This window comes from Streptomyces phyllanthi (assembly GCF_009377205.1).
Lineage (GTDB): Bacteria > Actinomycetota > Actinomycetes > Streptomycetales > Streptomycetaceae > Streptomyces > Streptomyces phyllanthi.
Genome location: NZ_VJZE01000018.1, coordinates 1 through 25,745 on the forward strand (window position 1 = coordinate 1; position 25,745 = coordinate 25,745).

Annotated in this window: 23 protein-coding genes and 1 pseudogene; 18 read left to right on the forward strand and 6 right to left on the reverse strand. The window is 71.5% G+C overall.

What is annotated here, in order from left to right; translation table 11 throughout:
* Positions 1–298 precede the first annotated feature (298 nt).
* Positions 299–2,401, forward strand: coding sequence for a ricin-type beta-trefoil lectin domain protein (locus FNH04_RS05040; protein ID WP_194236562.1), 2,103 nt, complete (start codon positions 299–301; stop codon positions 2,399–2,401).
* 210 nt (positions 2,402–2,611) lie between these two features.
* On the opposite strand, the gene FNH04_RS05045 is transcribed toward FNH04_RS05040, so the two are convergent.
* Positions 2,612–3,379, reverse strand: coding sequence for an SDR family NAD(P)-dependent oxidoreductase (locus FNH04_RS05045; RefSeq protein WP_152780717.1), 768 nt, complete (start codon positions 3,377–3,379; stop codon positions 2,612–2,614).
* 183 nt (positions 3,380–3,562) lie between these two features.
* Between FNH04_RS05045 and FNH04_RS05050 the strand changes: the two genes are divergently transcribed.
* The 8 genes and pseudogenes from FNH04_RS05050 to FNH04_RS05085 all read left to right on the forward strand — a co-directional run bounded on the left by FNH04_RS05050 (position 3,563) and on the right by FNH04_RS05085 (position 12,355).
* Positions 3,563–4,066 carry a MarR family winged helix-turn-helix transcriptional regulator gene (locus FNH04_RS05050; protein WP_386573793.1) on the forward strand — a complete coding sequence of 168 codons (504 nt, stop codon included), beginning with the start codon at positions 3,563–3,565 and terminating at the stop codon, positions 4,064–4,066.
* Positions 4,067–4,132: 66 nt separating this feature from the next.
* Entirely contained in the window at positions 4,133–4,888 is a 756-nt protein-coding gene (locus FNH04_RS05055; protein ID WP_152780722.1) for a response regulator transcription factor, read from the forward strand.
* 304 nt (positions 4,889–5,192) lie between these two features.
* Entirely contained in the window at positions 5,193–6,431 is a 1,239-nt protein-coding gene (locus FNH04_RS05060; protein WP_152780724.1) for a cytochrome P450, read from the forward strand.
* Between the two features lie 47 nt (positions 6,432–6,478).
* Positions 6,479–6,676 carry a ferredoxin gene (locus tag FNH04_RS05065; protein ID WP_152780726.1) on the forward strand — a complete coding sequence of 66 codons (198 nt, stop codon included), beginning with the start codon at positions 6,479–6,481 and terminating at the stop codon, positions 6,674–6,676.
* Entirely contained in the window at positions 6,673–7,881 is a 1,209-nt protein-coding gene (locus FNH04_RS05070; protein ID WP_322722600.1) for an NAD(P)/FAD-dependent oxidoreductase, read from the forward strand. The genes FNH04_RS05065 and FNH04_RS05070 overlap by 4 nt, the downstream gene beginning before the upstream one ends.
* Positions 7,874–8,713, forward strand: a complete 840-nt coding sequence (locus FNH04_RS05075; protein ID WP_152780728.1) for an SDR family oxidoreductase — start codon at positions 7,874–7,876, stop codon at positions 8,711–8,713. Before FNH04_RS05070 ends, FNH04_RS05075 begins: the two co-directional genes overlap by 8 nt.
* Positions 8,714–8,809: 96 nt before the next feature.
* Entirely contained in the window at positions 8,810–10,639 is a 1,830-nt protein-coding gene (locus FNH04_RS05080) for a flavin-containing monooxygenase (RefSeq protein ID WP_152780730.1), read from the forward strand.
* A 32-nt stretch (positions 10,640–10,671) separates the two neighbouring features.
* A pseudogene (locus FNH04_RS05085) lies at positions 10,672–12,355 on the forward strand (hypothetical protein).
* 128 nt (positions 12,356–12,483) lie between these two features.
* Here the strand turns inward: FNH04_RS05085 and FNH04_RS05090 are convergent.
* A complete protein-coding gene (locus FNH04_RS05090) occupies positions 12,484–13,338 on the reverse strand; it encodes a LysR family transcriptional regulator (RefSeq protein ID WP_152780732.1) in 855 nt (284 codons plus the stop codon).
* A 68-nt stretch (positions 13,339–13,406) separates the two neighbouring features.
* Between FNH04_RS05090 and FNH04_RS05095 the strand changes: the two genes are divergently transcribed.
* From FNH04_RS05095 to FNH04_RS05120, 6 genes are all read left to right on the forward strand, one after another.
* Positions 13,407–14,312, forward strand: a complete 906-nt coding sequence (locus FNH04_RS05095; protein ID WP_152780734.1) for an EamA family transporter — start codon at positions 13,407–13,409, stop codon at positions 14,310–14,312.
* A gap of 158 nt (positions 14,313–14,470) precedes the next feature.
* A complete protein-coding gene (locus FNH04_RS05100; protein ID WP_152780736.1) occupies positions 14,471–15,121 on the forward strand; it encodes a GntR family transcriptional regulator in 651 nt (216 codons plus the stop codon).
* Positions 15,122–15,238: 117 nt separating this feature from the next.
* Positions 15,239–15,997, forward strand: a complete 759-nt coding sequence (locus FNH04_RS05105) for a PIG-L deacetylase family protein (protein ID WP_152780738.1) — start codon at positions 15,239–15,241, stop codon at positions 15,995–15,997.
* On the forward strand, positions 15,997–16,707 hold the full coding sequence (locus tag FNH04_RS05110) for a 4-carboxy-4-hydroxy-2-oxoadipate aldolase/oxaloacetate decarboxylase (RefSeq protein WP_152780740.1): 711 nt from the start codon (positions 15,997–15,999) through the stop codon (positions 16,705–16,707). The genes FNH04_RS05105 and FNH04_RS05110 overlap by 1 nt, the downstream gene beginning before the upstream one ends.
* On the forward strand, positions 16,704–17,801 hold the full coding sequence (locus tag FNH04_RS05115; protein WP_152780742.1) for a 4-oxalomesaconate tautomerase: 1,098 nt from the start codon (positions 16,704–16,706) through the stop codon (positions 17,799–17,801). The genes FNH04_RS05110 and FNH04_RS05115 overlap by 4 nt, the downstream gene beginning before the upstream one ends.
* A 10-nt stretch (positions 17,802–17,811) precedes the next feature.
* A complete protein-coding gene (locus tag FNH04_RS05120) occupies positions 17,812–18,762 on the forward strand; it encodes a catechol 2,3-dioxygenase (protein ID WP_152780744.1) in 951 nt (316 codons plus the stop codon).
* Between the two features lie 111 nt (positions 18,763–18,873).
* On the opposite strand, the gene FNH04_RS05125 is transcribed toward FNH04_RS05120, so the two are convergent.
* From FNH04_RS05125 to FNH04_RS05140, 4 genes are all read right to left on the reverse strand, one after another.
* Positions 18,874–19,827 (reverse strand): alpha/beta hydrolase, encoded by a 954-nt coding sequence (locus FNH04_RS05125; protein WP_152780785.1) that lies wholly within the window; start codon positions 19,825–19,827, stop codon positions 18,874–18,876.
* A gap of 116 nt (positions 19,828–19,943) precedes the next feature.
* Positions 19,944–20,666, reverse strand: coding sequence for an FAD:protein FMN transferase (locus FNH04_RS05130; protein ID WP_152780746.1), 723 nt, complete (start codon positions 20,664–20,666; stop codon positions 19,944–19,946).
* A 2-nt stretch (positions 20,667–20,668) separates the two neighbouring features.
* Positions 20,669–21,409, reverse strand: a complete 741-nt coding sequence (locus tag FNH04_RS05135; RefSeq protein ID WP_152780748.1) for an FMN-binding protein — start codon at positions 21,407–21,409, stop codon at positions 20,669–20,671.
* A gap of 10 nt (positions 21,410–21,419) precedes the next feature.
* Positions 21,420–22,760 carry a ferredoxin reductase family protein gene (locus FNH04_RS05140; protein WP_322722601.1) on the reverse strand — a complete coding sequence of 447 codons (1,341 nt, stop codon included), beginning with the start codon at positions 22,758–22,760 and terminating at the stop codon, positions 21,420–21,422.
* Positions 22,761–22,892: 132 nt separating this feature from the next.
* Here FNH04_RS05140 and FNH04_RS05145 point away from each other — a divergent pair, with 132 nt between their 5' ends.
* The 3 genes from FNH04_RS05145 to FNH04_RS05155 all read left to right on the forward strand — a co-directional run bounded on the left by FNH04_RS05145 (position 22,893) and on the right by FNH04_RS05155 (position 25,733).
* On the forward strand, positions 22,893–23,618 hold the full coding sequence (locus tag FNH04_RS05145; RefSeq protein ID WP_152780750.1) for a response regulator transcription factor: 726 nt from the start codon (positions 22,893–22,895) through the stop codon (positions 23,616–23,618).
* Positions 23,615–25,147, forward strand: a complete 1,533-nt coding sequence (locus FNH04_RS05150) for a sensor histidine kinase (RefSeq protein WP_322722602.1) — start codon at positions 23,615–23,617, stop codon at positions 25,145–25,147. Before FNH04_RS05145 ends, FNH04_RS05150 begins: the two co-directional genes overlap by 4 nt.
* Positions 25,148–25,214: 67 nt before the next feature.
* Positions 25,215–25,733, forward strand: coding sequence for a MarR family winged helix-turn-helix transcriptional regulator (locus FNH04_RS05155; protein WP_152780754.1), 519 nt, complete (start codon positions 25,215–25,217; stop codon positions 25,731–25,733).
* The last annotated feature ends 12 nt before the right edge of the window (positions 25,734–25,745 follow it).

A 25,745-nucleotide genomic window follows, 5' to 3' on the forward strand; every position in this document is an offset into this window, starting at 1 on the left:
GTTCGAAATTTCGTACGCTGTACGCAAGCTCGACCAGAACATAGGTTTGAGGTGCGATCGCGTCAACGTTTCCGGCGGGTTCGGCTCCGGTTGATTTCGCGTGGCCGGGGGCTTGGCGCACTCCGTCTCCCATGACCCGTGCGGCTGCTGCGAATTGAGTGGTGACGAGCCGTTGACTTCCGCGTAACGGGGGCTCTACTTTCAGCGCCGGTCGGTCGGTTCGGGGGTTCGAGCATTGTTCGGCATGTCGACCAATCTTGTGTGTGTTCGGTTGTCACGCCTTCCGGAAGGAACCCGTATGCCCCTTCAGCAGTTCGTCCCCCGCGCGAAACGCCTGGGCAGAGCCGTCCTGATCCGTACGGCGGTGCTCGCCACGGCCGCCAGTGCGCTGGTCGGCCTCCAGCACCAGCAGGCCACCGAACTCGACCGGGCGGAACCGGTCGCGGTGACGTCCAACCAGATCGCGGTACCCGCGGCGCCGATGGGCTGGGCCTCCTGGAACACCTTCGCCGCGAAGATCGACTACAACGTCATCAAGGCGCAGGTCGACGCGTTCGTCGCGGCCGGACTGCCGGAGGCCGGGTACAAGTACATCAACCTCGACGAGGGCTGGTGGCAGGGCACCCGCGACAGCCAGGGCAACATCACCATCGACGAGTCCGAGTGGCCCGGCGGTATGAAGGCCATCGCCGACTACATCCACAGCAAGGGCCTCAAGGCGGGCATCTACACCGACGCGGGCAAGGACGGCTGCGGCTACTACTTCCCGACGGGCCGCCCGGCCGCGCCCGGCAGCGGCAGCGAGGGCCACTACGAGCAGGACATGCTCCAGTTCTCGCAGTGGGGCTTCGACTACGTCAAGGTCGACTGGTGCGGCGGTGACGTCGAGGGCCTCGACGCGAAGTCCACCTACCAGGCCATCAGCGACGCGGCCGCGAAGGCGTCGGCCACCACGGGCCGCCCGCTGACCCTGTCGATCTGCAACTGGGGCAAGCAGAACCCGTGGAACTGGGGCGCCGGCATGGCCGCCCTGTGGCGGACCAACACCGACATCATCTTCCACGGCAACTCGCCGTCGTGGGACAGCATGCTCGCCAACTTCGACGCGAACGTGCACCCCTCGGCCCAGCACACCGGCTACTACAACGACCCGGACATGCTGATGGTCGGCCTGGACGGCTTCACCGCCGCCCAGAACCGCAGCCACATGAACCTGTGGGCCGTCTCGGGCGCCCCGCTCCTCGCCGGCAACAACCTGGCCACGATGAGCACGCAGACGCGTGACATCCTCACCAACCCCGAGGTCATCGCGGTCGACCAGGACCCGCGCGGCCTCCAGGGCGTCAAGGTCGCCGAGGACACCACCGGGCTGCAGGTCTACAGCAAGGTCCTCTCCGGCACCGGCAAGCGGGCCGTGGTCCTGCTCAACCGCACGGGCAGCGCGCAGAACATGACGGTCCGCTGGTCCGACCTCGGCCTCACCAGCGCCTCCGCCACGGTCCGCAACCTCTGGACGCGCTCCAACGTGGGCAGCTTCGGCACCAGCTACACCGTCTCCGTCCCCGCCAGGGACTCCGTGATGCTCACGGTCACCGGCGGCACCGAGGCCGCGAGCTCCACGTACGAGGCCGAGGCCGCCGGCAACACCAAGGGCGGCTCCGCGGCCAACGCGGCCTGCGCCAACTGCTCCGGCGGCACGAAGGTGGGCAACGTCGGCAACGGCGCCGCCAACACCCTCCGCTTCAACAACGTCACGGCCGGCGCCACGGGCACCAAGGTCGTCGACATCGCCTACACCAACGGCAGCAACGCGGCCCGTACGGCCGTCCTCCAGGTCAACGGGCAGCAGGCCACCACGGTCTCCTTCCCGCCCACCGGCTCCTGGACCACGCCCGGCACCGTCTCCGTCGAGGTCTCCCTGGCGAAGGGCTCGTCGAACACGCTGACGTTCTCCAACTCCTCCGCCTGGACACCGGACTTCGACGCCATCGAGGTCCGCCCGCTGCCCGGCGCGAACGGCGCCCAGGTGGTCGGACAGCAGTCGAACCGCTGCCTCGACATCAACAACAACACCATCACCAACGGCACCGACGCCCAGCTGTGGGACTGCAGCGGCGCCGAGAACCAGTCGTGGAACAACACCTCACGCAAGGAGCTCGTGGTCTACGGCAACAAGTGCCTGGACGCCTGGAACCGCGGCACGACCAACGGCACCCGGGTCGTCATCTGGGACTGCCACGGTGGGACCAACCAGCAGTGGAACGTCAACGCCGACGGCACCATCACCAACGTGAACGCGGGCCTCTGCCTGGACGCCAACGGCGCGGGGACCGCCAACGGCACCAAGCTCGTCCTGTGGACCTGCAACGGCGGCAGCAACCAGAAGTGGACCCTGTCGTAGTCCGCATGGCGCCGTGAAGCGCGAGGGCCCGATCCGAAGCGGATCGGGCCCTTCGCCGTTCCGGGACCGCCTGGGCCGCGACGCCTGCCGTCACGTGGTGCTCCGGCACCCTCCACCGGCGTATCCCCGCGCTGAGGCCGGCCGTCAGAGGGTGGCCTGCCGCAGGCCGCGGTCGGCGGCAGGCTCCACTTCCGGGCGCGCCCCGACGTCTCAGACGGCGGCCCAGCCGTCGTCCACGGGCAGAACGGCGCCGTTGACGAAGGCGGCGGCGTCGGAGGCGAGGAAGACGATCGCGGCGGCCTGCTCCTCGGCGGTTCCCAGCCTGCCGATGGTCGCGCCGATCAACTGGCCCACCACCGCGGGCCCGTGGGCTTCCTTGTCGGCGTCGACCTGGATGTTGGTCAGCGTGGGTCCGGGGGCGATGGCGTTGGCGCGGATGCCCTGCTTGCGGTACATGACGGCGAGGCTCTTCACCAGACCGATGACGCCGTGCTTGGAGGCGGTGTAGGCGGCTCCGGCGGCACTGCCCCGCAGACCGGCCTCGGAGGCGGTGAAGACGATGGAACCGCGCTCCGCTGCCAGCATGTGCGGCAGGGCGGCCCGGGTGAGCAGGAAGGGGGCGGTGAGGTTGATCCGGATGACGCGCTCCCACTCGGCGTCCGCGGTGTCCGCGAGGGCGGACATACGGTCCATGATCCCGGCGTTGTTCACCAGCACGTCCAGCCCGCCGAAGGCCTGCACCGCCGAGTCGACGACCTCGTCCACCACCCGCTGGTCGCTGAGATCGCCGACGACCGCGAGGGCGGTGCCCCCGGCGCCCTCGATCGACTTCACGGTCTCCTCGGCACCCTCCCGGTTCAGGTCCGCGACCAGGACCTTCGCGCCCTCCTCGGCGAACCTCAGGGCCGCTGCCCGGCCGATGCCGCCTCCGGCGCCGGTGACGACGACACCGCGGCCCTGCAGACCGGTGCTGCTCATGCTGTCTCCTCAGTGGGTGTGCGGGGGCGGCCGGCCGGGTGTGCGCGCCGTGCCCCGGGTGAAGGGGGAGGGGCCTGTGAAAAGCCCGACTTACTTGAGTCAAGCAAGCACAGACCGTTGACGCGAGTCAATCCCTCTTCCCATATTGCTTGAGTTAGGCAAGTGGCAGGTAGGGTGATGTCCATGCCTACTCCGTCGTCGGCCGGCGCCCCCGCACCGGAAGTGATCGAGATCGAACGCGCCCTGACCCGCGCCACCTATCTGATCAGCCGGACCCGGCAGCACGAGCGCCTCATGGCGCTGGCCGGCGTGGCGCTGGACCGGGCCGCCGTGACGGTGCTGCGGCAGATCGCCGACTCCGAGCCGCTGCGGCCGGGGGAGCTGGCCGGCCGGCTGGCGGTCGAGGCGTCCCATGTCACCCGGCAGGTGCAGCAGTTGCAGAAGGCCGGCTATGTCACCCGCGTCCCCGACCGCGCCGACCGCCGCGCCCGGCGCGTCGAGCTCACCCCGGCGGGGCGGGAGGCCGTCCGGCGCATACGGGAGGCGAGCCGCCGTGGCGTGCAGAGGACTCTGGCCGACTGGTCGCCCGAGGAGTGCCGGCGCCTCGCGGCCCTCGTCCGCCGCCTGGTCGACGACTTCCTCGTCCGCGCCGACGAGGAGGCGGACCCGGCCGTGGGTCCCGCCTGAGGCCCGGACACCCTGCCGGAAACCTCGCCGTCCCGCACGCTCACGCCCCCGATGAATGGTCCTCCCATGTACGGCAGCCTCAGTGAGAAACCCTCGGTCGCGCGCGGAGGAGGGCAGCACCTCCTGATCGCCACCGACGACCCGGCGACGTCCGAACTGCTCTCGACGACGCTGGAGCTGGCCGGTTACCGGACCGGTACGGCCGGGACCCTGGGCGACGCGCTGGCGCGGCTCGCCGAGCACCCGTTCGACCTGGTGGTCCTCGACATGACCGTGCCGGACCTGGAGGGGTTCGACACACGGTCCCGTCCCGTCGTCGCCCACCGTCCGGCGGTGCTCATCCTCACGCCGTACGACTCGCTCGGCAAGGTCCTTCCCGAACTGGGTCTGGGGGAGCGGGACTACGTCACCAAGCCGCTCCGGATCGCCGAAGTCCTCGCCCGGATCCAGGTGTTACTGCGCGACAGGAGCGTCGTATGGCGGGACAGCGCGCTGGAGTACGGCGATCTGGTCCTGGACGACGCCACCTGTCAGGCGCGGCGCGGGCAGCGGGTGCTCGATCTGACGCCCGCGGAGTACCGGTTGCTGCGCCATCTGCTGGGCAACGCGCACAAGGTCCTGTCGAAGGAACAGATCGCCCGCTACGTCTGGGGCGAGTACCGGGGGGACAACGCCATCGAGCAGCTCGTCTCCCGGCTGCGCCGCAAGGTGGACCGGGGCGGGCCTGCGCTGATCCACACCCGCCGGGGTTTCGGCTACTGGCTCGGCCGTACCGGGGACGAAGCGGGAACGGGTCAGGAAGCAAACGCGCCACTCTCGTGAGAGTCCGTACGGCGGTCCGGACGGATGGGGGCGGGAAGGCCCTCATGCGGTCCTCGCCGACAGTGTGGACGTATGCGCCGGTCTGGACCATGGTGTCAAGGGCATGGTTCGGCAAGCGAGTTGGAGCGGGAGTCCGTTCCGGTGCCCTCGCACCGAAGGGGCATGGGTGTGATCCGGGTCACGTCAGCTTGTTGTCAGGAAACTGTCCGGAAGGCGTCAGTCCGCTCTGTTTGCATGTGCTCATCGAGGCCTCGACATCACCCGGCGCTCCGCTCCGACGGAGTCCCCACCACCGAGGAGAGACATGGCCGACACGCTGGCCGGCACCCCCGACACCGCCCCTTCGGTTCCCGAGTACCCGATGCCCCGGGACGCGGGCTGTCCGCTCGCCCCGCCGCCGGCCCTGACACCACTGCGGGACGACCAACCCCTCGGCAAGGCCCGCATCTGGAACGGCGCCACGCCCTGGCTGATCACCCGGCACGCCGACCAGCGGGCCCTGCTGACCGACCCCCGCGTCAGCAACGACGACCACGAGCCGGACTTCCCCCACGTCAACGCCCACCGGGCGGCGATCGCGCCCTTCACGCCGAAGCTCATCACCAACACCGACGCCCCGGAGCACACCCGGCTGCGCCGGTCGGTCAACGGCCCCTTCCTCGTGAAGCGGATCGAGGCCATGCGGCCCGCCGTCCAGAAGCTCGTCGACGACCTGATCGACGACATGCTCGCCGGCCCCGACCCGGCCGACCTCCTCACGGCGCTGGCACTGCCCCTGCCCTCACTGGTCATCGCCGAACTGCTCGGCGTGCCGTACAAGGACCACGCCGTCTTCCAGGAGAACAGCAACCGCGTCCTCGACAGCTCCCTCTCGGCCGAGGAGGCGCAGGCGTCCGGCCGGGCGCTGCACCAGTACCTGGACACCCTGTTCCACGAGAAGCTCGAGAACCCGGACGACGACGTGCTGTCCGAAATGGCCGGCCGGGTCAAGGCCGGTGAGATGACCCACGAAGAGGCCGTCAGCATGGGCGTCGCCATGCTGATCGCCGGCCACGAGACGACCGCGACAATGATCAGTCTCGGCACCCTCGCCCTGCTGCTCCACCCCGACCAGCTCGCCCTGCTGCGCGAGAGCGACGACCCGAAGTTCGTCGCGGGTGCCGTGGACGAACTGCTGCGCTATCTGTCCATCGTCCACTCGGGTCTGCGCCGGGTCGCCAAGGAGGACATCGAGATCGGCGACCAGGTCATCCGCAAGGGCGACGGCCTCCTCTTCGACCTGCAGGCCGCCAACTGGGACCCGCGGGCGTTCCCCGAGAGCGAGCGACTGGACCTGAGCCGTCCCGCGCGGCAGCACAACGCGTTCGGCTACGGGCCCCACCAGTGCCTCGGGCAGAACCTCGCCCGCCTGGAACTCCAGGTCGTCTACGGCACGCTCTACAAGCGCGTCCCCACGCTGAGCCTGGCCGCGCCCATCGAGCAACTGGCGTTCAACCACACGGGGACCACCTACGGCGTCAAGTGCCTGCCCGTCCGCTGGTGACACCCCCGAGACACCTACCCCCACGAGGAACCGAGGAGCAGACCGGCATGCGTGTGGAATTGGACGAGCCGAAGTGCGTGGCGTCGGGGCAGTGCGTCATGGCCTCCCCCGACGTGTTCGACCAGCGGGACGAGGACGGCGTCGCGATCCTGCTGGAGGAGGAGCCCGGCGAGGAACTGCTCGACGACGTACGCGAGGCCGTGGCGATCTGCCCGGCGGCGGCCATCCGGCTGGTGGAGGAGTGAACCGAGTCGTCGTCGTGGGCGCCTCGGCCGCCGGGCTCGCCGCGGTCGAGACGCTCCGCCGGGAGGGCTTCGACGGCACGGTCACCCTCGTCGGCGACGAACCGCACCCGCCGTACGACCGGCCTCCGCTGTCCAAACAGCTGCTGTCCGGGGAGTGGAGCCCCGGGCGACTGGCGCTGCGCCCGACGTCCGACCTCGACGCCCTCGACCTCGACCTTCGTCTCGGCGTCGCCGCGACCGGGCTGGACGTGCCGGACCGTACGGTGCGTCTGGCGGACGGCTCGGCGGTGCCGTACGACGGGCTGATCGTGGCCACCGGGGTGCGCCCGCGCCGGCTGCCCGGTGAGGGCGCCCATGTGCTGCGGACGCTGGACGACGCGATGACCCTGCGGGACCGGCTGGAGCCCGGGCTGCGCCTGGTCGTCGTGGGCGCCGGGTTCCTCGGGGCGGAGGCCGCCGCCGTGGCGCGGCGGCTCGGCGCCGAGGTGACCCTGCTCGAACCGGCGCCGGTGCCGCTGGCCCACGCGGTCGGCGAGGAGGTCGGGCGGGTGCTGTCGCGGGCCCATCTGGACCACGGCGTCAACCTGCGCACCGGAGTCACCGTGACCGCGGTGACCGAGGACGGGGTGCGGCTCGCGGACGGTGAACAGGTCGACGCCGACGAGGTCCTGGTCGCCATCGGCTCGCTGCCCCACACCGAGTGGCTCGCCGACAGCGGCCTGGCCGTCGGCGACGGGCTGATCTGCGACGAGTACTGCGAAGCCGCCCGGAACGTGTACGCGGCCGGGGACGTGGCCCGCTGGTACAACCCGCTGTTCGGCACCTCGATGCGGATCGAGCACCGCACCAACGCCGCCGAACAGGGCATGGCCGCCGCCCGCAACCTCCTCCACCCCGAAGCCCGCAAGCCGTTCGCGCCGGTGCCGTACTTCTGGTCCGACCAGTACGACATGAAGGTCCAGGCATACGGCTACCTGCGCGGCCACGACGAAGTCGCCGTCGTGGACGGGGACCTTCAGGCGCGCCGGTTCGTGGCCGCCTACCGCACCGGCGACCGGCTGACCGGCGCCCTCGCGGTCGGTATGCCGCCCAAGGCGATCCGGACCTGGCGCCAGGCCATCGCGGCCGGCGCGAGCTGGCGTGAGGCCGTACGGCAGGAGACACCGGCAACGGCCGCTGACACCAAGGAGGTTGTCCATGACTGACCGTCTGCTCGACGAACGCCGCGACGTCGTCGTGGTCACGGGCGCCGGAGGCATGGGTACGGCGATCGCGCGCCGGCTGGGCAGCGGGCGCACCCTGTTCCTCGCCGAGGCCTCGCGCGGACAGCTCGACCGGGCCGTGGCCGCGCTCACCTCCGAGGGCTACGCGGTGCACGGCGTGCCGACCGACGTGTCCGACCGCGCGTCGGTCGAGAAGCTCGCGGAGGAAGCCGCCGGCGCGGGCCGCCTCGCCGCCGTCGTGCACACCGCGGGTGTCTCCGCCGCGACCGCGTCGGCGAGGACGATCCTCGAGGTCAACCTGGTCGGCACGGTCCATGTGATCGACGCGTTCGCGAAGACGGCGACCCGCGGTACATCACTCGTCGTGATCTCCAGCATGGCGGGCCACTTCGCCTCCCTGAGCCGGGAGGACGAGGCCGCACTCGCCACGGCCGCGGCGGAGGACCTCCTCGGGCTCGACGCCGTCGCCGCCGTCGGAGACGACGCGACCACCGCCTACATGGTGTCCAAGCGCGCCAACCACGTACGGGTGGAAGCGGCCGCGCTCGCCTGGAACCGGCGCGGGGCGACGATCAACACCGTCAGCCCCGGTGTGATCTCCACGGCGATGTCGCAGGCCGTGGCCGAGTCGCCGAACGGCGAACACATGCTCAGGATGATCGACGAATGCGGCGCCGGCCGCACCGGCACCCCGGGGGAGATCGCCGAAGCCGTGGCGTTCCTCACCGGCCCGCAGGCGCGGTTCGTCGCCGGCACCGATCTGCTCGTCGACGGCGGGCAGGCCGCCTGGATGCGCCGGCACATGCGGCGCTGAACCCCCACGCCGACCGGACGCCGCGCCCGGGCCCGGCGTCCGGTCGGCGTGTTCCCTTGATCAGCCGAGGACACCGGACAGCAGAGAGAGGACAGCATGTCCACACCCCCCACTCCGTCCGCCGACACCCCCCTCACCACCGACGAGCTGGGCTTCGACCCCGACGCCCTGCGCGCGAAGTACCGCGCCGAGCGCGACCGCCGGATCCGCCCCGACGGCAACCGGCAGTACCGGCGCACCACCGGCGAGTTCGGCTCCTACGCCGACGACCCGTACACCGCCTTCACCGAGCGGGAGTCCCTGCGCGACCGCGTCGAGGTGGTCGTCATCGGGGGCGGGTTCGGAGGCCTCCTCGCGGGCGCACGGCTGCGCCAGGCCGGAGTCGAGTCGATCCGGGTGATCGAACAGGCCGGGGACTTCGGCGGCACCTGGTACTGGAACCGGTATCCCGGCATCCACTGCGACATCGAGTCGTACATCTACCTGCCGCTGCTCGAAGAGGTCGGCTACGTCCCGAAGTGGAAGTACGCGCCCGGCGAGGAGATCCGGCAGCACGCGAGGGCGATCGCCCGGCACTTCGACCTCTACCGGGACGCCTGCTTCCAGACCCAGGTGACCGAACTGCGCTGGAACGACACCGAGTCGGAGTGGACCGTCACCACCGACCGCGGCGACGAGACGCGGGCGCGCCACGTGGTGATCTCCAGCGGGACGCTCAGCCAGCCCAAACTCCCCGGCATCCCGGGCATCGAGACCTTCCAGGGGCACACGTTCCACACCAGCCGCTGGGACTACGCCTACACCGGCGGCGATGCGAGCGGCGGCCTGACGGGGCTCGCCGACAAGCGGGTCGCCCTCATCGGCACCGGCGCGACCGCCATCCAGGTCGTGCCCCACCTCGGGGCCGACGCGCGGCACGTGTACGTGTTCCAGCGCACGCCCTCCTCGGTCGACGTACGCGGCCAGCGCCCCACGGACCCGGAGTGGGCCGAGTCGCTGGAGCCGGGCTGGCAGAAGCGGCGGATGGAGAACTTCCTCAAGGTCGTCACCGGTGTCCGCGTGGACGAAGACCTGGTGGACGACGCCTGGACCAGCAGCGCCCGGCTGCAGGAGAAGCTGATCCCCACCAACGCCTACGCGGACGTCCCGCCCGAGGCGCGGGAGAGACTGTACGAGATCGCCGACTTCCAGAAGATGAACGAGATCCGCGCCCGCGTGGACGCGTTCGTCGAGGACCCTCGGACCGCCGAGCTCCTCAAGCCCTGGTACCGCTACATGTGCAAGCGGCCCACGTTCAGCGACACCTACCTGCAGACCTTCAACCGGCCCAACGTCACCCTGGTCGACACGGCCGACACCCACGGCGTGGAGAAGATCACCGAGAAGGCGGTCGTGGTCGGCGGAGCGGAGTACGAGGTCGACTGCGTCATCTTCGCGACCGGCTTCGAGGTCGGTGTCTCCGGGATCCTGTCCGGGCGGCTTCCGGTGTACGGCCGGGGCGGCGCCAACCTGCTGCAGACCTGGATGAGCACCGGCCCGAGGACGCTGCACGGCTTCTCCAGCCACGGGTTCCCCAATCTCTTCCAGCTCGGCCCGCTGCAGAACGCCTCCGCCGTGAACTACGTGCACATCCTCGACGAGCAGGCCACGCACGTCGCCGAGATCGTCGCCGAGGCGGGCAAGCGGCAGGCCCGGTACGTCGAGCCGACCGCCGAGGCCCAGGACGCCTGGGTGGCCACGATCCGTGAGAAGGCCGCCGACCTGCACAGGTTCCAGGCCGAGTGCACGCCCGGCTACTACAACAACGAGGGCATGCCGAGGGAGCGCAGCGAGTCGTACGGCGACGGCCCGGTCGCCTTCCACGAACTGCTGCGGCGCTGGCGCTCCGACGGCGGCATGCGCGACGTCCTGGTCGAGGCCGAGTGAGCGGGGAAGGACGCGAGACGATGGCAGAGGCGATGACCACGCACCCCAGCCGGTTCGACGAGACCGGCCGCACACGGCCCGCCGGCACCCGCTGGGAGGCGAAGCGGCTCAACCCGCCCAACCGGCTGTGGGGTTCCAACGGCGTCGCGTTCGGCCCGGACGGGCGGCTGTACGTCGCCCAGTTCCTCGCCGGGCAGATCAGCGCCGTGGAACCCGCCACCGGGGACGTCGAGGTGGTCGTACCGATGGACAGCCCCGTCCAGTCGCCGGACGACCTGGCCTTCGGGGCGGACGGTTCGATGTACATCGCCGACCTGGTCCCCGGCCGGGTGTGGCGGCGCGGTCCGGGAGGCGAGTACACCCTCGTCTCCGACCGGGTGACGAACCCCAACGGCATCACGTGCGTCGGCGACCGGCTCTTCGTCAACGAGATGAAGCCGGGTGGCCGGCTGCTGGAGCTGTTCCCGGACGGCGGCGACCCGGTGGTCCTCACCGAGGGACTGGCCCTCGGCAACGCGATGCAGCTCGGCCCGGACGGCCACCTGTACTACCCGCACATGATGAGCGGCCGGAACCCGATGCTGACCGGCCAGGTCTGGCGCATCCCCCCCGGACGGCGGCGAGCCCGAACTGGTCGCGGACGACGTGCACCAGCCGGTCGCGGTCCGCTTCGACCAGGGCGGTGTCCTGCATGTGCTGTCGCGGGGCGTGGAAGGCATCGTGACCCGTGTCGACCTGCACGGCAGCGGGTCCCGCACCCTCGTCACCAGCGGTGTGGTCGGGCTGGACAACGCGGCGTTCGACGCGGAGAACCGGATGTTCGTCTCCAGCTACTCCAGCGGCGGCGTCACCGAGATGCACCCCGACGGGCGGATCCGCGAGATCGTGCCCCGCGGGCTCGACGGCCCCTACGGGGTGACGATCGACCTCGGCGGCACGGTCTACGCGGCCGACCACTACCGGCTGGCGACCCCGGCGACCACCCACGAGGGCGAGCCGAGCGACGGCCGGGAGGGTGCGGAGCCGGGGGGTGTGACCACGCGCCACCTGATGCCCTTCCACCACGGCATCACCGCCGACGGCGAGCTGCTGCACTCCACCTCGCAGTACGGCAGCGTCCAGACCTACGACCCCGGGCACGGGACCACGCGGGAACGGGCGGCCGGCCTGAGGCGGCCCCTGGGTATCGCGGTGGGGCCGGACGGCTCGCTCGTCGTCGCCGAGACGGACGCCGGCCGGGTCGTGGCCATCGACGCCGACGACACCCTCACCGTGCTCGCCGAGGGGCTCGACCACCCCGTGGATGTGGCCTTCGACGGGGCGGGGCGCTGTTACGTGAGCGACGACCGGCTCGGGGCGGTGCTGAGGATCGAGGACGGCAGGGCGGCGGTCGTCGCGGACGGCCTCGGCGCACCGCAGGGCCTCGCCGTACTGGGCGACGAACTGTTCACGGTGGAGACCGGGCCCCGCAGGCTCAGGGCGATCTCCCTGACCACGGGGGAGAGCAGGACCGAGGCGGAGGACCTGCCGGTGGGACCGCCCCCGGGTGTCGTCCCCCGCGCCGAGCCCGCGCTGTTCGCGGGCGGCATGCCCGGCGGGGTCCTCCGCTTCGCCGGCCTCGCCGCCACCCCGGACGGAGCCCTGCTGCTCTCGGCCAACGGCGAGGGCACGGTGTTGCGGCTGACCAGACCCGTGCCCGCCGAGCCGGCCGGCTGAGAGCCTGTGTCATATCCCCGGCCGGGCGTGCGACGCCTGGCACGCACGCTCGCCGCGTTGCCGAAACGCCCACGTGACTCCTCCCACCGGGGATATGACACAGGCTCTAGCGCCGTGCGGGCCGGGGCTCACGCGGAGCGGTAGAGCTCCGTGAGCAGTTCGATCGCGGCCTGGGTGGCGGGATGCGGGCCGTCCCGCCACCAGACGAGCCGTACGGCGATCGGCTCGGCGTCGCGCACCGGGCGGTAGACCACGCCCGAGCGGCGGTACTGGTGGGCGGTGGCCTCCGCCGTCACCCCCACGTACCGCCCCGTGGAGATCATGACGAGCCAGTCGTCGACGTCGTGCGTCTCCTCGGTCGTCGGCCGTGCGTCCGGCGGCCACAGGTCCGTCGTGGTGGTGCCGGTCCGCCGGTCGACCAGCAGAGTGCGCCCGCTGATGTCGGCGAGCCGGACCGAGCGGCGCCGGGCCAGGGGGTCGTCGGAGGCCATGGCGCACAGCCGCCGTTCCAGGCCCACGATGGCGGAGTCGAACCGGCGGCCGTCCGGCGGCCGGCGGACCACGGCGAGATCGCAGGCGCCCTCCGCCAGCCCGGCGGTCGCGGAGTTGACGCGGACCAGGTGCAGGTCGACCTCGGGACGAGCCTCACGCCAACGGCGCTGGAAGGCCGGCGTGTGACGGCCCAGGGCCGACCAGGCGTACCCGACCCGCAGCCGGGTGTGGCCCGACGTGGCCTCCCGCACCAGATCGTCCACCTCACCGAGCACCCGCCGGGCGTGCGCCAGCACGCGAAGTCCCGTGGCCGTCGGGTTCACCTCGCGGGAGGTGCGCCTCAGCAGCCGTACGCCGAGGGCCTGTTCGAGCGAGGCCAGGGTCCGGGAGACGGCCGCCTGGGAGACACCGAGCGCGATGGCCGCGTCCGTGAAGGTGCCCTCCTCGACGATCGCGACGAGACAGCGCAGCTGCCGCAGTTCGATATCCATGCATTCAGCGTATGGATGGATCCGTGGATGCATTATGCGCAAGAGGCGAGGCCGCCCACGATCGGTCCATGCGTGCAGAAGCGGCAGAGCCGGTGACCCCCACGTACAGGACCGCCGTAGCGGCGGAGGCGCCGGAACGCGATCGGCGGCCCCTCGCCGGGGTGGCGGCCATGGTCGGCAGCGGGCTGTCCAACCAGCTCGGTGCCGCGACCGGATCCCTCGCCTTCCCCGTGCTCGGGCCGGTCGGCGTGGTCGCGGTGCGCCAGTACGTCGCCGCGCTCGTCCTGCTGGCCGTCGGCCGGCCCCGGCTGCGCGACTTCACCGGGCGGCAGTGGCGGCCGGTGCTGCTCCTCGGCCTGGTGTTCGGCACGATGAACCTGTCCCTGTACGGCGCCATCGACCGCGTCGGCCTGGGCCTGGCGGTGACGCTGGAGTTCCTCGGGCCGCTGGCCATCGCCCTTGCCGCCTCCCGGCGCCGTCTCGACGCCTGCTGCGCGGTGGCCGCGGGGGCGGGAGCCGTCGCCCTGATGCGCCCTCAGCCCTCCACGGACTACGTGGGGATGGGCCTGGCCCTGCTGGCCGCCGTCTGCTGGGCGTCGTACATCCTGCTCAACCGTGCCGTCGGCCGGATCGTGCCGGGCGCCCAGGGCTCGGCGGCCGCCGCCGGTGTCTCCGCGCTGATGTTCCTGCCGGTCGGCGCCTTCGTCGTGGTGCGGCACCCGCCCACGGCCGGGTCCGTCGTGTACGCCGTCGCAGCCGGTGTCCTGTCCTCCGCCGTGCCGTATCTCGCCGACCTGTTCACCCTGCGCCGGGTACCGGCACGGGCCTTCGGGCTCTTCATGAGCGTCAACCCGGTCCTGGCGGCCGCCGTCGGCTGGGTCGTCCTCGGGCAGGGTCTGGGGTGGACCGAGTGGGCGAGCATCGGCGCGATCGTCGCCGCGAACGCGGTCAGCATGCTCTCGACGCGCGGCTGACCCTTCTGAACGCACGAGGACGTACGAACCGTACGAGTACGTGTGAGCTGAGCGTACGAGTTGAGCGTACGGCCCCGCCAACGCCATGTGAACAAAATTGTTGACAATCCTGTTGCTTGGATTTACGTTCGACGCGCACTCACTCAGGGAGGGCAGCCATGCCGAACGAAGCCCGTCCGGGCACTGGAGAGCAGGCCAAACAGCTCGCGCTCGCGAAGCTGCGGCAGGCGATCCTGCAGGGCGAGATGGCACCGGCCCAGCGGCTGGTGGAGAACGAACTCGCCGAGCAGTTCGGTGTCACGCGCGCCAGTGTGCGCGCGGCGCTGATCGATCTGGCCTCCGAGGGGCTGGTCGAGCGGATCCCCAACCGGGGCTCGCGGGTGCGCGTGGTGACCGTCGAGGAGGCGGTCGCCATCACCGAGTGCCGCATGGTCCTGGAAGGGCTCTGCGCGGCCAAGGCGGCCGTCGAGGCCAGTGAGGAGCAGCTGGAGCGGCTGACCGGGCTGGGCGAGGCGATGTCGAAGGCCGTCGCCGACGGTGAGCCGGTGACGTACTCCGAGCTGAACCGCGAACTGCACGACCGGATCCTGGAGTTCTCGGGCCAGCAGGTGGCCGTGGGGCTGCTGGATCGTCTCAACGCGCAGTTGGTGAAGCACCGGTTCCGGCTCGCGCTGAGACCGGGCAGGCCCCAGCAGTCCCTGAGCCAGCACCTGGCCATCATCGAGGCGATCTCGGCCAGGGACCCGCAGGCGGCCGAAGCGGCCGCGCGCGCCCACCTCGTCAGTGTCATCGACGCGTTGCGCGACTGACCCCTCCGGCGGTGGCCGGGTCGGTCTCGTCTGCCTGCTTCCTCGGTGGCCGGCTGCGGGCCCGCAAGGGCTGATCGCGCGGTTCCCCGCGCCCCTGATCGAAGGAGGACCCGAGCAATGACGAACGGCACGGCGCCCGCCACGCCATCCACCCCGCGATCGACCCTCGTCGTCACCGCGCACGCGGGCGACTTCGTGTGGCGGGCGGGCGGAGCCATCGCCCTGGCCGCCTCGCGGGGGGAGCGGGTCACCATCGCCTGTCTGACCTTCGGCGAGCGCGGCGAGTCCGCCACGGCATGGCGCGAGGGCCGGTCACTGGAGGAGATCAAGGGCATACGCCGGGAGGAGGCCGAGAAGGCCGCCGCCACCCTCGGCGCCGAGGTCGTCTTCTTCGACGCCGGCGACTACCCGCTGATCACCACACCCGAGCTCACCGACCGGCTGGTGGCCGTGTACCGGCAGGTCCGGCCCGATGTCGTGCTCACCCACCCGCTCGACGACCCCTACAACGGCGACCATCCGGCGGCGGCACGTACGGCCCTGGACGCGCGCGTGCTCGCCCAGGCCATCGGCTACCCGGCCGAGGGCGAGATCATCGGCGCCCCGCCGGTGTTCTTCTTCGAGCCGCACCAGCCGGAGATGTGCGGCTTCAGGCCCGAGGTCCTCCTCGACATCACCGAGGTGTGGAACACCAAGCGCAAGGCCATGGAGTGCCTGGCCGCCCAGCGGCATCTGTGGGACTACTACACCGACCTCGCCGTACGCCGCGGAGTCCAGCTCAAGCGCAACGCCGGCCCCAACCTGGGACTGGCCCACAAGACGATGGCGGAGGCGTATATGCGTCCGTACCCGCAGGTCACGGAGGTGCTGGACTGATGGGCGGCATGATCGTCACCAACCCGCCGAAGGCGGACGCGAAGGATGTCGAGGCGCTCTCCGCCTTCGGTGTCGCCACCGTGCACGAGGCGATGGGCCGCACCGGTCTGCTCGGCACCGGACTGCGCCCGATCCAGCAGGACACCCGTGTAGCGGGCACCGCGGTCACGGTGCTCTCCTGGCCCGGCGACAACCTCATGATCCACGCGGCCGTGGAGCAGTGCGGCGAGGGCGACATGCTCGTGGTCACCACCACCTCGCCCTCCACCGACGGCATGTTCGGCGAGCTGTTCGCCACCGCGCTCCAGCGGCGCGGCGTCTGCGGACTGGTCATCGACGCGGGCATCCGGGACACCGCCGAACTGCGCGCGATGGGCTTCCCCGCGTGGGCCGCGGCGGTCAGCCCGCAGGGCACGGTCAAGGCGACCGGCGGCTCGGTCAACGTCCCCGTGGTCATCGGCGGCCAGGTGATCCGCCCCGGCGACGTGATCCTCGCCGACGACGACGGCGTGGTGTGCGTGCCCCGCGAGCAGGCCCGGAGGACGGCCGAGGCGTCCGAGGCCCGCGAGGCCAAGGAGGCCGCGAGCCGCGCCGCCTTCCTCGAGGGCCAACTCGGCCTGGACCGCTACGGGTTGCGCGAGACCCTCGTACGGCTGGGCGTGACCTACGTGCCGTACGACGACCGGGCGGGGGACGGAGACCAGTCATGACGGGGCCGCCCGAGGAGGTCCGCTGCATGCTCATGCGCGGCGGCACCTCCAAGGGCGCCTACTTCCTCGCCGGGGACCTGCCCGCCGACCCCGGTGCACGGGACGGCCTGCTGCTGCGGATCATGGGCAGCCCCGACCCGCGCCAGATCGACGGCCTGGGCGGGGCGCACCCCCTGACCAGCAAGGTGGCCGTGGTCTCCGCCTCGCCCGACCCCGTGGCCGACGTCGACTACCTCTTCCTCCAGGTCGGTATCGGGGAGCCGGAGGTGACGGACCGCCAGAACTGCGGCAACCTGCTCGCCGGTGTCGGCCCCTTCGCCGTCGAACGCGGACTGGTCGCCCCCGGGGACGGCGAGACCGCGGTGCGCATCCGCATGCTCAACAGAGGGGAGTACGCCACCGCGAGGTTCCCCACAGCGGGCGGGCGCGTCGTGTACACCGGATCCGCCGAGATCTCCGGTGTGCCCGGGACCGCCGCGCCGGTGGTGATCGAGTTCCCGCCGGGCGGCAGCCCGCTGCTGCCCACCGGGAACGTCCGGGACACCGTCGCCTGCACACCGGTGACCTGCGTGGACAACGGGATGCCGACGGTGCTGATCGCGGCGTCCGCCCTGGAGGTCACCGGCTACGAGGAGCCCGGGGACCTGGAGGAGGACCGGGTTCTGGCGGACCGGCTCCACAGGATCCGGCTGGAGGCCGGTCGGCGCATGGGCCTCGGTGACGTGGAGGACGCCACCGTGCCCAAGCTCAGTCTGCTGGCGCCGCCCCTGCACGGGGGCTCGGTCATGACCCGCACCTTCATACCGCTGCGCTGCCACACCTCCATCGGTGTCCTGGGCGCCGCGAGCGTCGCCGCCGGACTGCGGGTGGCGGGCGGGGTCGGCGAGGGCATCGCACGGCTCCCCGCCGAGGGGGACCGGCTGCGCATCGAGCACCCCACCGGCTTCCTCGACATCGAGGCCGGAGTCGACCAGGGCGCCCCGGGTTCCGTCCCGGTGGCCAGCCGCGTCGCCGTGGTCCGTACCGCCCGCAAGATCTTCGACGGCACGGTCTTCCCGCGGCCGTCCCCCGCACCCGCCACCGAACGCCCCTAAGGAGAACCGGATGACTCCGCCCCTCGGAGACATCGCCCATCTCGGGCACGTCGAACTGCTCACCCCCGACCCGGACCGCAGCCTGACGTTCTTCACCGACTACCTCGGCCTGACGGTCAACGGGCGCAGCGGCGACTCGGTCTATCTGCGGACCTGGGACGACTACGAGCACCACAGCCTGGTCCTCACCGCGCACGAGACCTCCGGCATCCGCCGCACCGCGCTCCGGACCTCCAGCGAGGAGGCCCTCCGGCGCCGGGTCGGGGAACTGGAGTCGGCCGGCCACGAGGGCCGCTGGACGCAGGACGAGCCGGGCCTCGGCCCGCTGTACGTCACCACGGACCCCGACGGCCACGAGATCGCCCTGTACTGGGAGTCCGAGTGGTACCGGGCCCCGGACGAGCTGAGGCCCGGCCTGAAGAACCAGCCCCAGGCCAAGCCGGGCCACGGCGTGGGCGTACGCCGCCTCGACCACGTCAACTACCTCGCCGCCGACGTCGCCGCCGACGCCGACTTCCACCAGCAGCTCCTCGGCGCCCGCCCCACCGAGCAGATACGGCTCGACAGCGGCCGGATCGCCGCGAAGTGGCTGACGTTCACCCACAAGTCGTACGACGTCGTCTACACCGAGGACTGGACCGGCTCACGCGGCCGGCTGCACCACATCGCGTTCGCCACCGACACCCGCGAGGACATCCTGCGCGCCGCCGATCTCGCCCTGGACACCGGCGTGTTCATCGAGACCGGCCCGCACAAGCACGCCATCCAGCAGACGTTCTTCCTGTACGTCTACGAGCCGGGCGGCAACCGCGTCGAACTGTGCAACCCGCTCACCCGGCTGGTCCTCGCCCCGGACTGGCCGCTGATCACCTGGACCGAGGAGGAGCGGAAGAAGGGGCAGGCCTGGGGCCTGAAGACCATCGAGTCCTTCCACACCCACGGCACGCCACCGGTCGACTGACGCGCCTGTACGAGGGGGTGGGCCGTGCGCGACGTCGCCCCGTGCCGGCCGGCCGTCTTCTTCGACAGCCCCGACATGTTCGTCTACGACGCGACCTTCGGCGCGAGGGGCTCAGCCCTCCCCGTGGGGCTTCGACTCGGTGGCCCGCCGCACGTGGTCCGCGATCCGGGCGTAGACCGGCCGGGCGGCCTCGGCGTCGTTGAGGTCGTAGCCGTGGTCGACCCCGGGCACGTCGTAGTGCTCCACCAGCGCCCCGGCCTTCCGGAGCCGCCCGGCATAGCGTTCGCCCTCCGCGCGGAGGAGGTCGTACTCCGCCGTGACGACGAGCGCCGGGGCGATGCCCGTGAGGTCGGCGGTGTCCGCGGCGTTGGCCGGAGAGACCAGACGGTCGGAGCGCCGCTTCCGGTCCGGTATGTACGCGGTGTCGAAGACGTCCGCCATCCAGGGGCGCAGCATCGGCTTCGCGACGGCGGCGCGCTTGTCACGGGCGTTCGTGGCGAGATCGAGCGGCGGATAGTGGAGGACCTGGAGCGCGATCGAGGGCCCGCCCTCCTCGAAGGCCTGGCGGGCCACCGCCGCGGCGAGGCCGCCTCCGGCGCTCTGGCCGCCCACGGTGAGCCGGCTGCCGTCCCAGCCCTGCTCGGCGCCGTGCTCGGCGACCCAGCGGACGACCTCGTACGCCTGGCGGGGCGGGGCGGGGAACCGGTGCTGCGGGGCCACGACGTAGTCCACGTTGACCACGGCCACGCCCGCCTCCGCCGCAAGGTAGCGGCACAGCGCGTCGTCCATCTCCGCTCCCCGCAGGACGTAGCCGCCGCCGTGGAAGTTGACGTGCACCGGTGGCAGCGTGCCCTCGGGGGAGCGGGGCAGATACACCACGGCCGGGGCCGGGGCCACCGAGGCCGGGATGGTCAGCTCGCGGATGTCGCGCGGTATCTCGGGGAGGCGGGCCTGCCAGGAGGCCGTGGAACCGCGCCCGCTCGACCGCCGGCCGGCCAGTGCGAGGGCGCGCTGCATCGTCTTGGCGGCGAAGTCGGCCACCGCGGGCCGGGCCAGGAGGGACATGCGGCTCCGTTCGGTCGTGCGGATGGTGAGGCCGCACGGCGTCGCGCACCCGGCCTCCTTGACGTTGTCAATCATTCTGTTCCCAGATGATTGACAACGTCAAGGATTAGGGGGTGTCAGGCGGCGACGGGCAGCCCCGGCGTACGGAACACCCGCCGCTCGGCGTCCACGGCGAACACCTCACAGCCCCTCTGCGAGGCGGCCCACTCGACGCCCTCCGCGCCCATCGCGAACGCCGCCGTCGCGACCGAGTCGGCCTCGGTCAGCGAGGGCGCCACGACGGTCATGCTGAGCAGGCCGGTGGCCGGACGGCCGGTGCGCCCGTCGACGATGTGGTCGCCGCGCTCGTACCGCGCGGAGGTCGCCACCGCGCCGTCGCTGATCTCCAGCACCGTGCACAGCCGGTCGGCCCGCTCGGGGTGCCGCACGCCCACCCGCCACGGGCCGTCGGTCGCGACCACGTCTCCGCCGGCGTTCAGGCAGAACCGCGTCGCACCCGCCGCCGTCAGCAGGTCGGCGGCCCGCTGCACGGACCAGCCCTTCACCACCGCGCACGGGTCGAGTCCGCGACCGGGCAGCCGTACGTCGAACGCGCCACCGGTCGCGGCCCGGTAGTGCTCGCACACGCCGAGGACCTCCCGCAGGTCGGCGCTGACGTCGTCGTCCGACAGTTCGCCCCGGTCCAGCCGGGACACCTCGCTGTCGGGCCGGAACGGACTGAACCGGGCGTCCACCTCGCGCAGCCACGCGAACACCGTGTCCGCCGCTTCCTCCGGGACGTCCTCGTCGTCGATCCGCAACGACACCGGGAACCCCATCACGTGCTCGACGCGCCGCATGGTCAGGCGGTCCGCGCGTCGATGGCGGCCTGGAGGGACTCCTTGTAGCCGTCGCTGGTGATGGTGGCGCCGGAGACGGTGTCGATGTCTGCGCTCTGCGCCTTCAGCGTCGCCGCGATGAGCTTCGGTACGGCGGCCGTGGTCTGCGGGTGGTTCGGCTGCTGGAGCATCCGCACCGAACCGATCCCGTCGCCCTCGAAGGTCACCTCGACCTGGACGGCGCCCTTCTCGGTGTTCACCGTCGACCCCGCGACGACCTCGCTCGACGAGCCCGACGCGGAGTCGGAGGAGTCCGCGGAGTCCGAGGAAGAGGACGAGTCCGAGGAGGAAGCCGCCTCGGCGTTCTCGTCGATGGCGGCCTGGAGGGACTCCTTGTAGCCGTCGCTGGTGATGGTGGCGCCGGAGACGGTGTCGATGTCTGCGCTCTGGGCCTCCAGCGTCGACTCGATCAGCTTCGGCACCGCGGCCGTGGTCTGCGGGTGGTCCGGCTGCTTCAGCATCCGTACGGCGGTGATCTTCTCGCCGTCGAAGGTCACCTCGACCTGGACGGCGCCCTTCTCGGTGTCCACCGTCGAACCGGTGACCACCTCGCCCGACGAGGACGAGGAGGACGACGAAGAGGACGAGGACGAAGAAGAAGAGGAGGAGGCCTCGGTGCTCGTCGTGCCGGTCGACGGCGCGTAGCGCCACACGGGGATCAGGCCCGCGACGGTCAGGGCAAGGACAGGGAGTGCTCGCTTCATGGTGTCTCTCTCATCCCGCCAGGCTGAAGCGCTCGAAGTGGATCTGCGTCCTGGGCACGTTCAGTTCGCGCAGGCTGCCCAGCACCGCGTTCATCATCGGAGGCGGTCCGCACAGGAAGACGTCCCGGTCCGCGATGTCCGGCACGAGCCGCACGAGCTCGCCGGGCGCCAGCTTGTCGGGGCTGACCGGCCCGGTCAGCAGGTGCAGTTCGGCGCCCTTGGCATGGGCGAGTTCCTGCAGCTCGCCGTAGAGGACGGCGTCCCGGTCCGCGGCAACCCGGTAGAGGACCACGGCATGGCCGTCCAGCTCCTCCAGCAGCGCCCGGATGGGGGTGACCCCCACACCGCCGGCGATGAGCAGGGCCTCCGGGCGGGTGCGGTGCATCGCGGTGAAGGCGCCGTAGGGGCCCTCGGCGAAGACCCGCGTGCCGACCTTCACATGCCGCAGGGCCGCGGAGCCGTCACCGGCCGCCTTGGCGGTCAGCCGCAGCGTACGGCCGTCCGGAGCGGCCGACAGGGAGAACGGGTTGGCCTGCCACCAGCGGTCACGCGTCAGGAACCGCCACAGGAAGAACTGGCCGGCCCGCGCGGGCAGCCGGTCGAGGTCGCGGCCGGACATGTAGACCGAGACGACGTTGTCGGACTCGGGGACGACGGCCGTGACACGCAGCTGGTGGCGCCAGTTGCGCCACAGCGGGAGCACCAGCCGGCCCGCGAACACCGAGGCGAGGGCGGCGCCCCACACGACGTACCAGTACGCCGTGGCCGCGGACGAGGTGGCGAAGGTCGTGCCGGCGGCGACCTGGTGGGTGAACGCCAGCACCACGGCGACGTAGGTGTACAGGTGGATGAAGTGCCAGGTCTCATAGGCCAGCCGGCGCCGGGCGTAGCGGGCCGAGACGGCGCCCACCACCATGATGATCGCCAGCGCGACCACCGCGCGCAGTACGCCCTCGACGGTCTCGGCGAGGTCGACCAGCTGGTTCACCGGGTCCAGCGAGGACGACTCGGCGTAGCCGTAGGTGATGAAGACGGCGTGCGCGAGCAGCGTCCACAGGATGCCGAAGCCGGTCCAGCGGTGCCAGGAGGTCAGCCGGTCCATCCCGATACGGCGGTCGAGCCACGGCAGCCGGGCCACCAGCAGCAGCTGGAAGGCCATCAGGAGCGCGCCGTACAGGCCGGTCAGCCGACCCAGCACGATCAGGGTGTTCGAGGCGAACCCGGCCTGGACGAAGAAGAAGGCCACCACGGCCACGTTCGCGGCCAGCACGGCGTACAGGCCTGTGCGGGCCACGACTCTGGGACGTATCGCCGTGGTGGGGGGCGGCTGAACGCTCTGGACAGTCGTCACGGACGGGAACTCCTCACTGGGGGCCGGGGGTTCGAGCCTGCCGGGTGGGAGCTGTCGTTTCGCTGTCGCTTAACTTTCAACTTCTTACCGATGTGGTCCCGGCCGGTCCAACCGGGGGGCAGTCGTGGCCTCATGGAGGACGTGCAGCAGTATGAGGACGTGGAAAGAGTGCGACTCCTCGTTGTGGACGACGACCCGCCCATCGCCGATCTCGTGGCGACCGTCGCCCGTTACGAGGGCTGGGACGCGGTGACGGCGAACTCCGGCGAGGAGGCGCTGCGTCACGCCGCCGAGTTCCGTCCCGACATCGTGGTGCTCGACCTGATGCTGCCCGACCTGGACGGCTTCGGCGTGCTCGACCGGCTGCGCGCGTCCGGGACCATGGTGCCCGTCGTGTTCCTCACCGCGCGGGACGGCGTCGCCGACCGGGTCGCCGGCCTCACCCGGGGCGGCGACGACTACCTGGTCAAGCCGTTCGCGGTGGAGGAGCTCATGGCGCGGCTGCGGACCGTGCTGCGGCGCAGCACCGGCCCCGGCTTCCAGCGGTCCGTGCTCCAGGTCGCGGACCTGACGATGGACGAGGACACCCGCGAGGTACGGCGCGGCGAGCGGCTGCTCACGCTCACCCCCACTGAGTACGAGGTGCTCCGCTACCTCATGCGCAAGTCGCCGACCGTGCTCACCAAGGCGCAGATCCTCGACCACGTCTGGGAGTACGGCTTCGGGGGGCGCTCCAACGTGGTCGAGCTGGTCGTCAGCCGGCTGCGCCGCAAGCTCGACGGCGCCGACGAGAGCGGGACGCCGCTCATCCACACCGTGCGGGGCGTCGGGTACGTGGTGCGGCAGGTCACCGAGTGATCGGCCGGCTGAGGCGGACGTACCGCAGGATGCCCCTTGGGACCCGGCTGGCGCTGGGCCTGGGCGCGCTGTCGCTGGTGGTGTTCGCCGTGGTGGGCACGGCGCTCACGACGTACATGCGGGACTACCTGTCGGCCCAGCTCAACGAGCAGCTCAAGCTCGCCCAGGTCGCCCAGTCCAAGAGCATCGCGGACCACGGCACGCTTCAGGGGAAGAAGTACTACCGCTGGTACTACGCCGTGTACGACGTGTCGGACGGCACGGCCATGCTCCGCGAGCCCGAAGACCCTGGCGACGTGCCGAGGGATGTCGACGACTTCACCGCCCTCGCCCGGAACCAGGTCACCGCCGGCGCGGAGATCACCCGGACCGAGTACCTCAAGGGCTCGGGCATGTACCGGTTGCGCGCCTGCGAGGTGAAACCCGGTGTCGTCCTGGTCAGCGCCGCGCCCATGGAGGACCTGGAGGACACGGTGGGACAGCTGGTCGCGATCCAGGTGGTCACCTTCGTCCTGGCGCTGCTGGCACTCGTGGTGTTCGGGCGGGGGCTGCTGCGACGCGGCCTGAAGCCGATCGGCGACATGGCGCACACGGCCCGCGGTATCACCTCGCACGACCTGACCGCGGACTCGGCGAGGCTGCCCGTGCGGGCGGACGGCGGGAAGGGCGGCCCGGAGGTCGAGGAGCTGCGCACCGCGTTCAACACGATGCTGGAGCACATCGACGACGCGCTCGCCGTCCGCACCGAGGCCGAGCAGCGGCTGCGCCGGTTCGTCGCGGACGCCTCGCACGAACTGCGCACGCCCCTGATGTCGGTACGCGGCTACGCCGACCTCTTCCAGTACGCGGCGGCCAACGCCCCGGAGGAGCGGGACAAGCACCTGGCGCGGCTGCGCGCCGAGGCCGCCCGGATGGGCGTCCTGCTGGACGACCTGCTGCTGCTCGCCCGGCTGGACGCCGCCGACGTCGAGGCGCCGCTGCGGCCGGAGGACGCCGACCTGACCGAGCTGGTGCGGCAGGCCGCGGACGCGTTCCGCGCGGGCCATCCGGACCGGCCGCTGACCGTGACGACCGGCCCCGAGCCCGTACGGCTCCGCCTCGACCCGCTGCGTATCCGGCAGGTGCTGGACAACCTCCTCACCAACGCCGCGGTGCACACTCCGGCGGGGACGAAGGTGACCGTGGAGGTCTCCGCGGAGGTTCCCGCGGAGAGGCTGGGGGAGGGGGCCGCACCGGCGTCCGCGAAGAGGGCCGCGGAGTCCGGTCCGCGCGGTACGACGGGTACGGCGGTGGTGCGGGTCACGGACGCGGGGCCGGGCATTCCGGCCGCCGACCAGGACCGGGTGTTCGACCGCTTCTACCGCGTCGACAAGGCCCGCAGCCGCGACCGCGGAGGCAGCGGGCTCGGTCTGGCGGTCGCGTGCTCCCTGGTCGAGGCGCACGGCGGCACGATCGACCTGTCCGGTGAGCCCGGTGCGACGACCTTCACGATCAGACTGCCGATCGGCGGGGTGGACGCGTCGGTGTGATGCGGAGCGGGTGGCTGCCTGCGCGGGTAGTTACTTGAGTTAGGCAACAAGAGGTAAAGTGGAGGGTATGTCCACACCATCGCCGGCCAACGTCCCCGCTTCACAGGAAGTGATCGAGATCGAGCGAGCGCTCACCCGGATCACCTATCTGAGCACCCGCACCCGACAGCACGAACGCCTGATGGCCATGGCCGGAGTCCCCCTGGACCGCGCCGCCGTGGCACTGCTGCGGCAGATGGCCGACGCCGAGCCGCTGCGCCCCGGGGAGCTGGCCAACCGGCTGGGCGTGGAGGCGTCGCATGTCACCCGGCAGGTGCAGCAGTTGGAGAAGTCCGGCCATGTGGACCGCATCCCCGACCCCGACGACCGCCGCGCCCAGCGCATCAGGCTCACTCCGGCCGGACAGGAGGCCGTCGACCGCATCCGCGACGCCGGTGCCCGCGGTATGCAACTGGCCCTCGGCAACTGGTCACCCGAGGAACTCCGCGAACTCGCCTCCCTCTTCCACCGCATGGTCGACGACTTCCTGAACTACGGCGACGACCTCACGGAGCAGGAGAGGACCGCGTCGGCGAACCCGGCCTGACCCCGCGGGTGC

Bases quoted from the DNA above. Each gene is read 5' to 3' on its own strand.
- FNH04_RS05145 (WP_152780750.1), top strand. From the start codon at position 22,893: ATGGAGGACGTGCAGCAGTATGAGGACGTGGAAAGAGTGCGACTCCTC.
- FNH04_RS05155 (WP_152780754.1), top strand. From the start codon at position 25,215: ATGTCCACACCATCGCCGGCCAACGTCCCCGCTTCACAGGAAGTGATC.
- FNH04_RS05080 (WP_152780730.1), top strand. From the start codon at position 8,810: ATGTCCACACCCCCCACTCCGTCCGCCGACACCCCCCTCACCACCGAC.
- FNH04_RS05130 (WP_152780746.1), bottom strand. From the start codon at position 20,666: ATGCGGCGCGTCGAGCACGTGATGGGGTTCCCGGTGTCGTTGCGGATC.
- FNH04_RS05115 (WP_152780742.1), top strand. From the start codon at position 16,704: ATGACGGGGCCGCCCGAGGAGGTCCGCTGCATGCTCATGCGCGGCGGC.
- FNH04_RS05040 (WP_194236562.1), top strand. From the start codon at position 299: ATGCCCCTTCAGCAGTTCGTCCCCCGCGCGAAACGCCTGGGCAGAGCC.
- FNH04_RS05135 (WP_152780748.1), bottom strand. From the start codon at position 21,409: ATGAAGCGAGCACTCCCTGTCCTTGCCCTGACCGTCGCGGGCCTGATC.
- FNH04_RS05095 (WP_152780734.1), top strand. From the start codon at position 13,407: ATGCGTGCAGAAGCGGCAGAGCCGGTGACCCCCACGTACAGGACCGCC.
- FNH04_RS05100 (WP_152780736.1), top strand. From the start codon at position 14,471: ATGCCGAACGAAGCCCGTCCGGGCACTGGAGAGCAGGCCAAACAGCTC.
- FNH04_RS05090 (WP_152780732.1), bottom strand. From the start codon at position 13,338: ATGGATATCGAACTGCGGCAGCTGCGCTGTCTCGTCGCGATCGTCGAG.
- FNH04_RS05050 (WP_386573793.1), top strand. From the start codon at position 3,563: ATGCCTACTCCGTCGTCGGCCGGCGCCCCCGCACCGGAAGTGATCGAG.
- FNH04_RS05045 (WP_152780717.1), bottom strand. From the start codon at position 3,379: ATGAGCAGCACCGGTCTGCAGGGCCGCGGTGTCGTCGTCACCGGCGCC.
- FNH04_RS05105 (WP_152780738.1), top strand. From the start codon at position 15,239: ATGACGAACGGCACGGCGCCCGCCACGCCATCCACCCCGCGATCGACC.
- FNH04_RS05110 (WP_152780740.1), top strand. From the start codon at position 15,997: ATGGGCGGCATGATCGTCACCAACCCGCCGAAGGCGGACGCGAAGGAT.
- FNH04_RS05065 (WP_152780726.1), top strand. From the start codon at position 6,479: ATGCGTGTGGAATTGGACGAGCCGAAGTGCGTGGCGTCGGGGCAGTGC.
- FNH04_RS05075 (WP_152780728.1), top strand. From the start codon at position 7,874: ATGACTGACCGTCTGCTCGACGAACGCCGCGACGTCGTCGTGGTCACG.
- FNH04_RS05060 (WP_152780724.1), top strand. From the start codon at position 5,193: ATGGCCGACACGCTGGCCGGCACCCCCGACACCGCCCCTTCGGTTCCC.
- FNH04_RS05055 (WP_152780722.1), top strand. From the start codon at position 4,133: ATGTACGGCAGCCTCAGTGAGAAACCCTCGGTCGCGCGCGGAGGAGGG.
- FNH04_RS05120 (WP_152780744.1), top strand. From the start codon at position 17,812: ATGACTCCGCCCCTCGGAGACATCGCCCATCTCGGGCACGTCGAACTG.
- FNH04_RS05125 (WP_152780785.1), bottom strand. From the start codon at position 19,827: ATGTCCCTCCTGGCCCGGCCCGCGGTGGCCGACTTCGCCGCCAAGACG.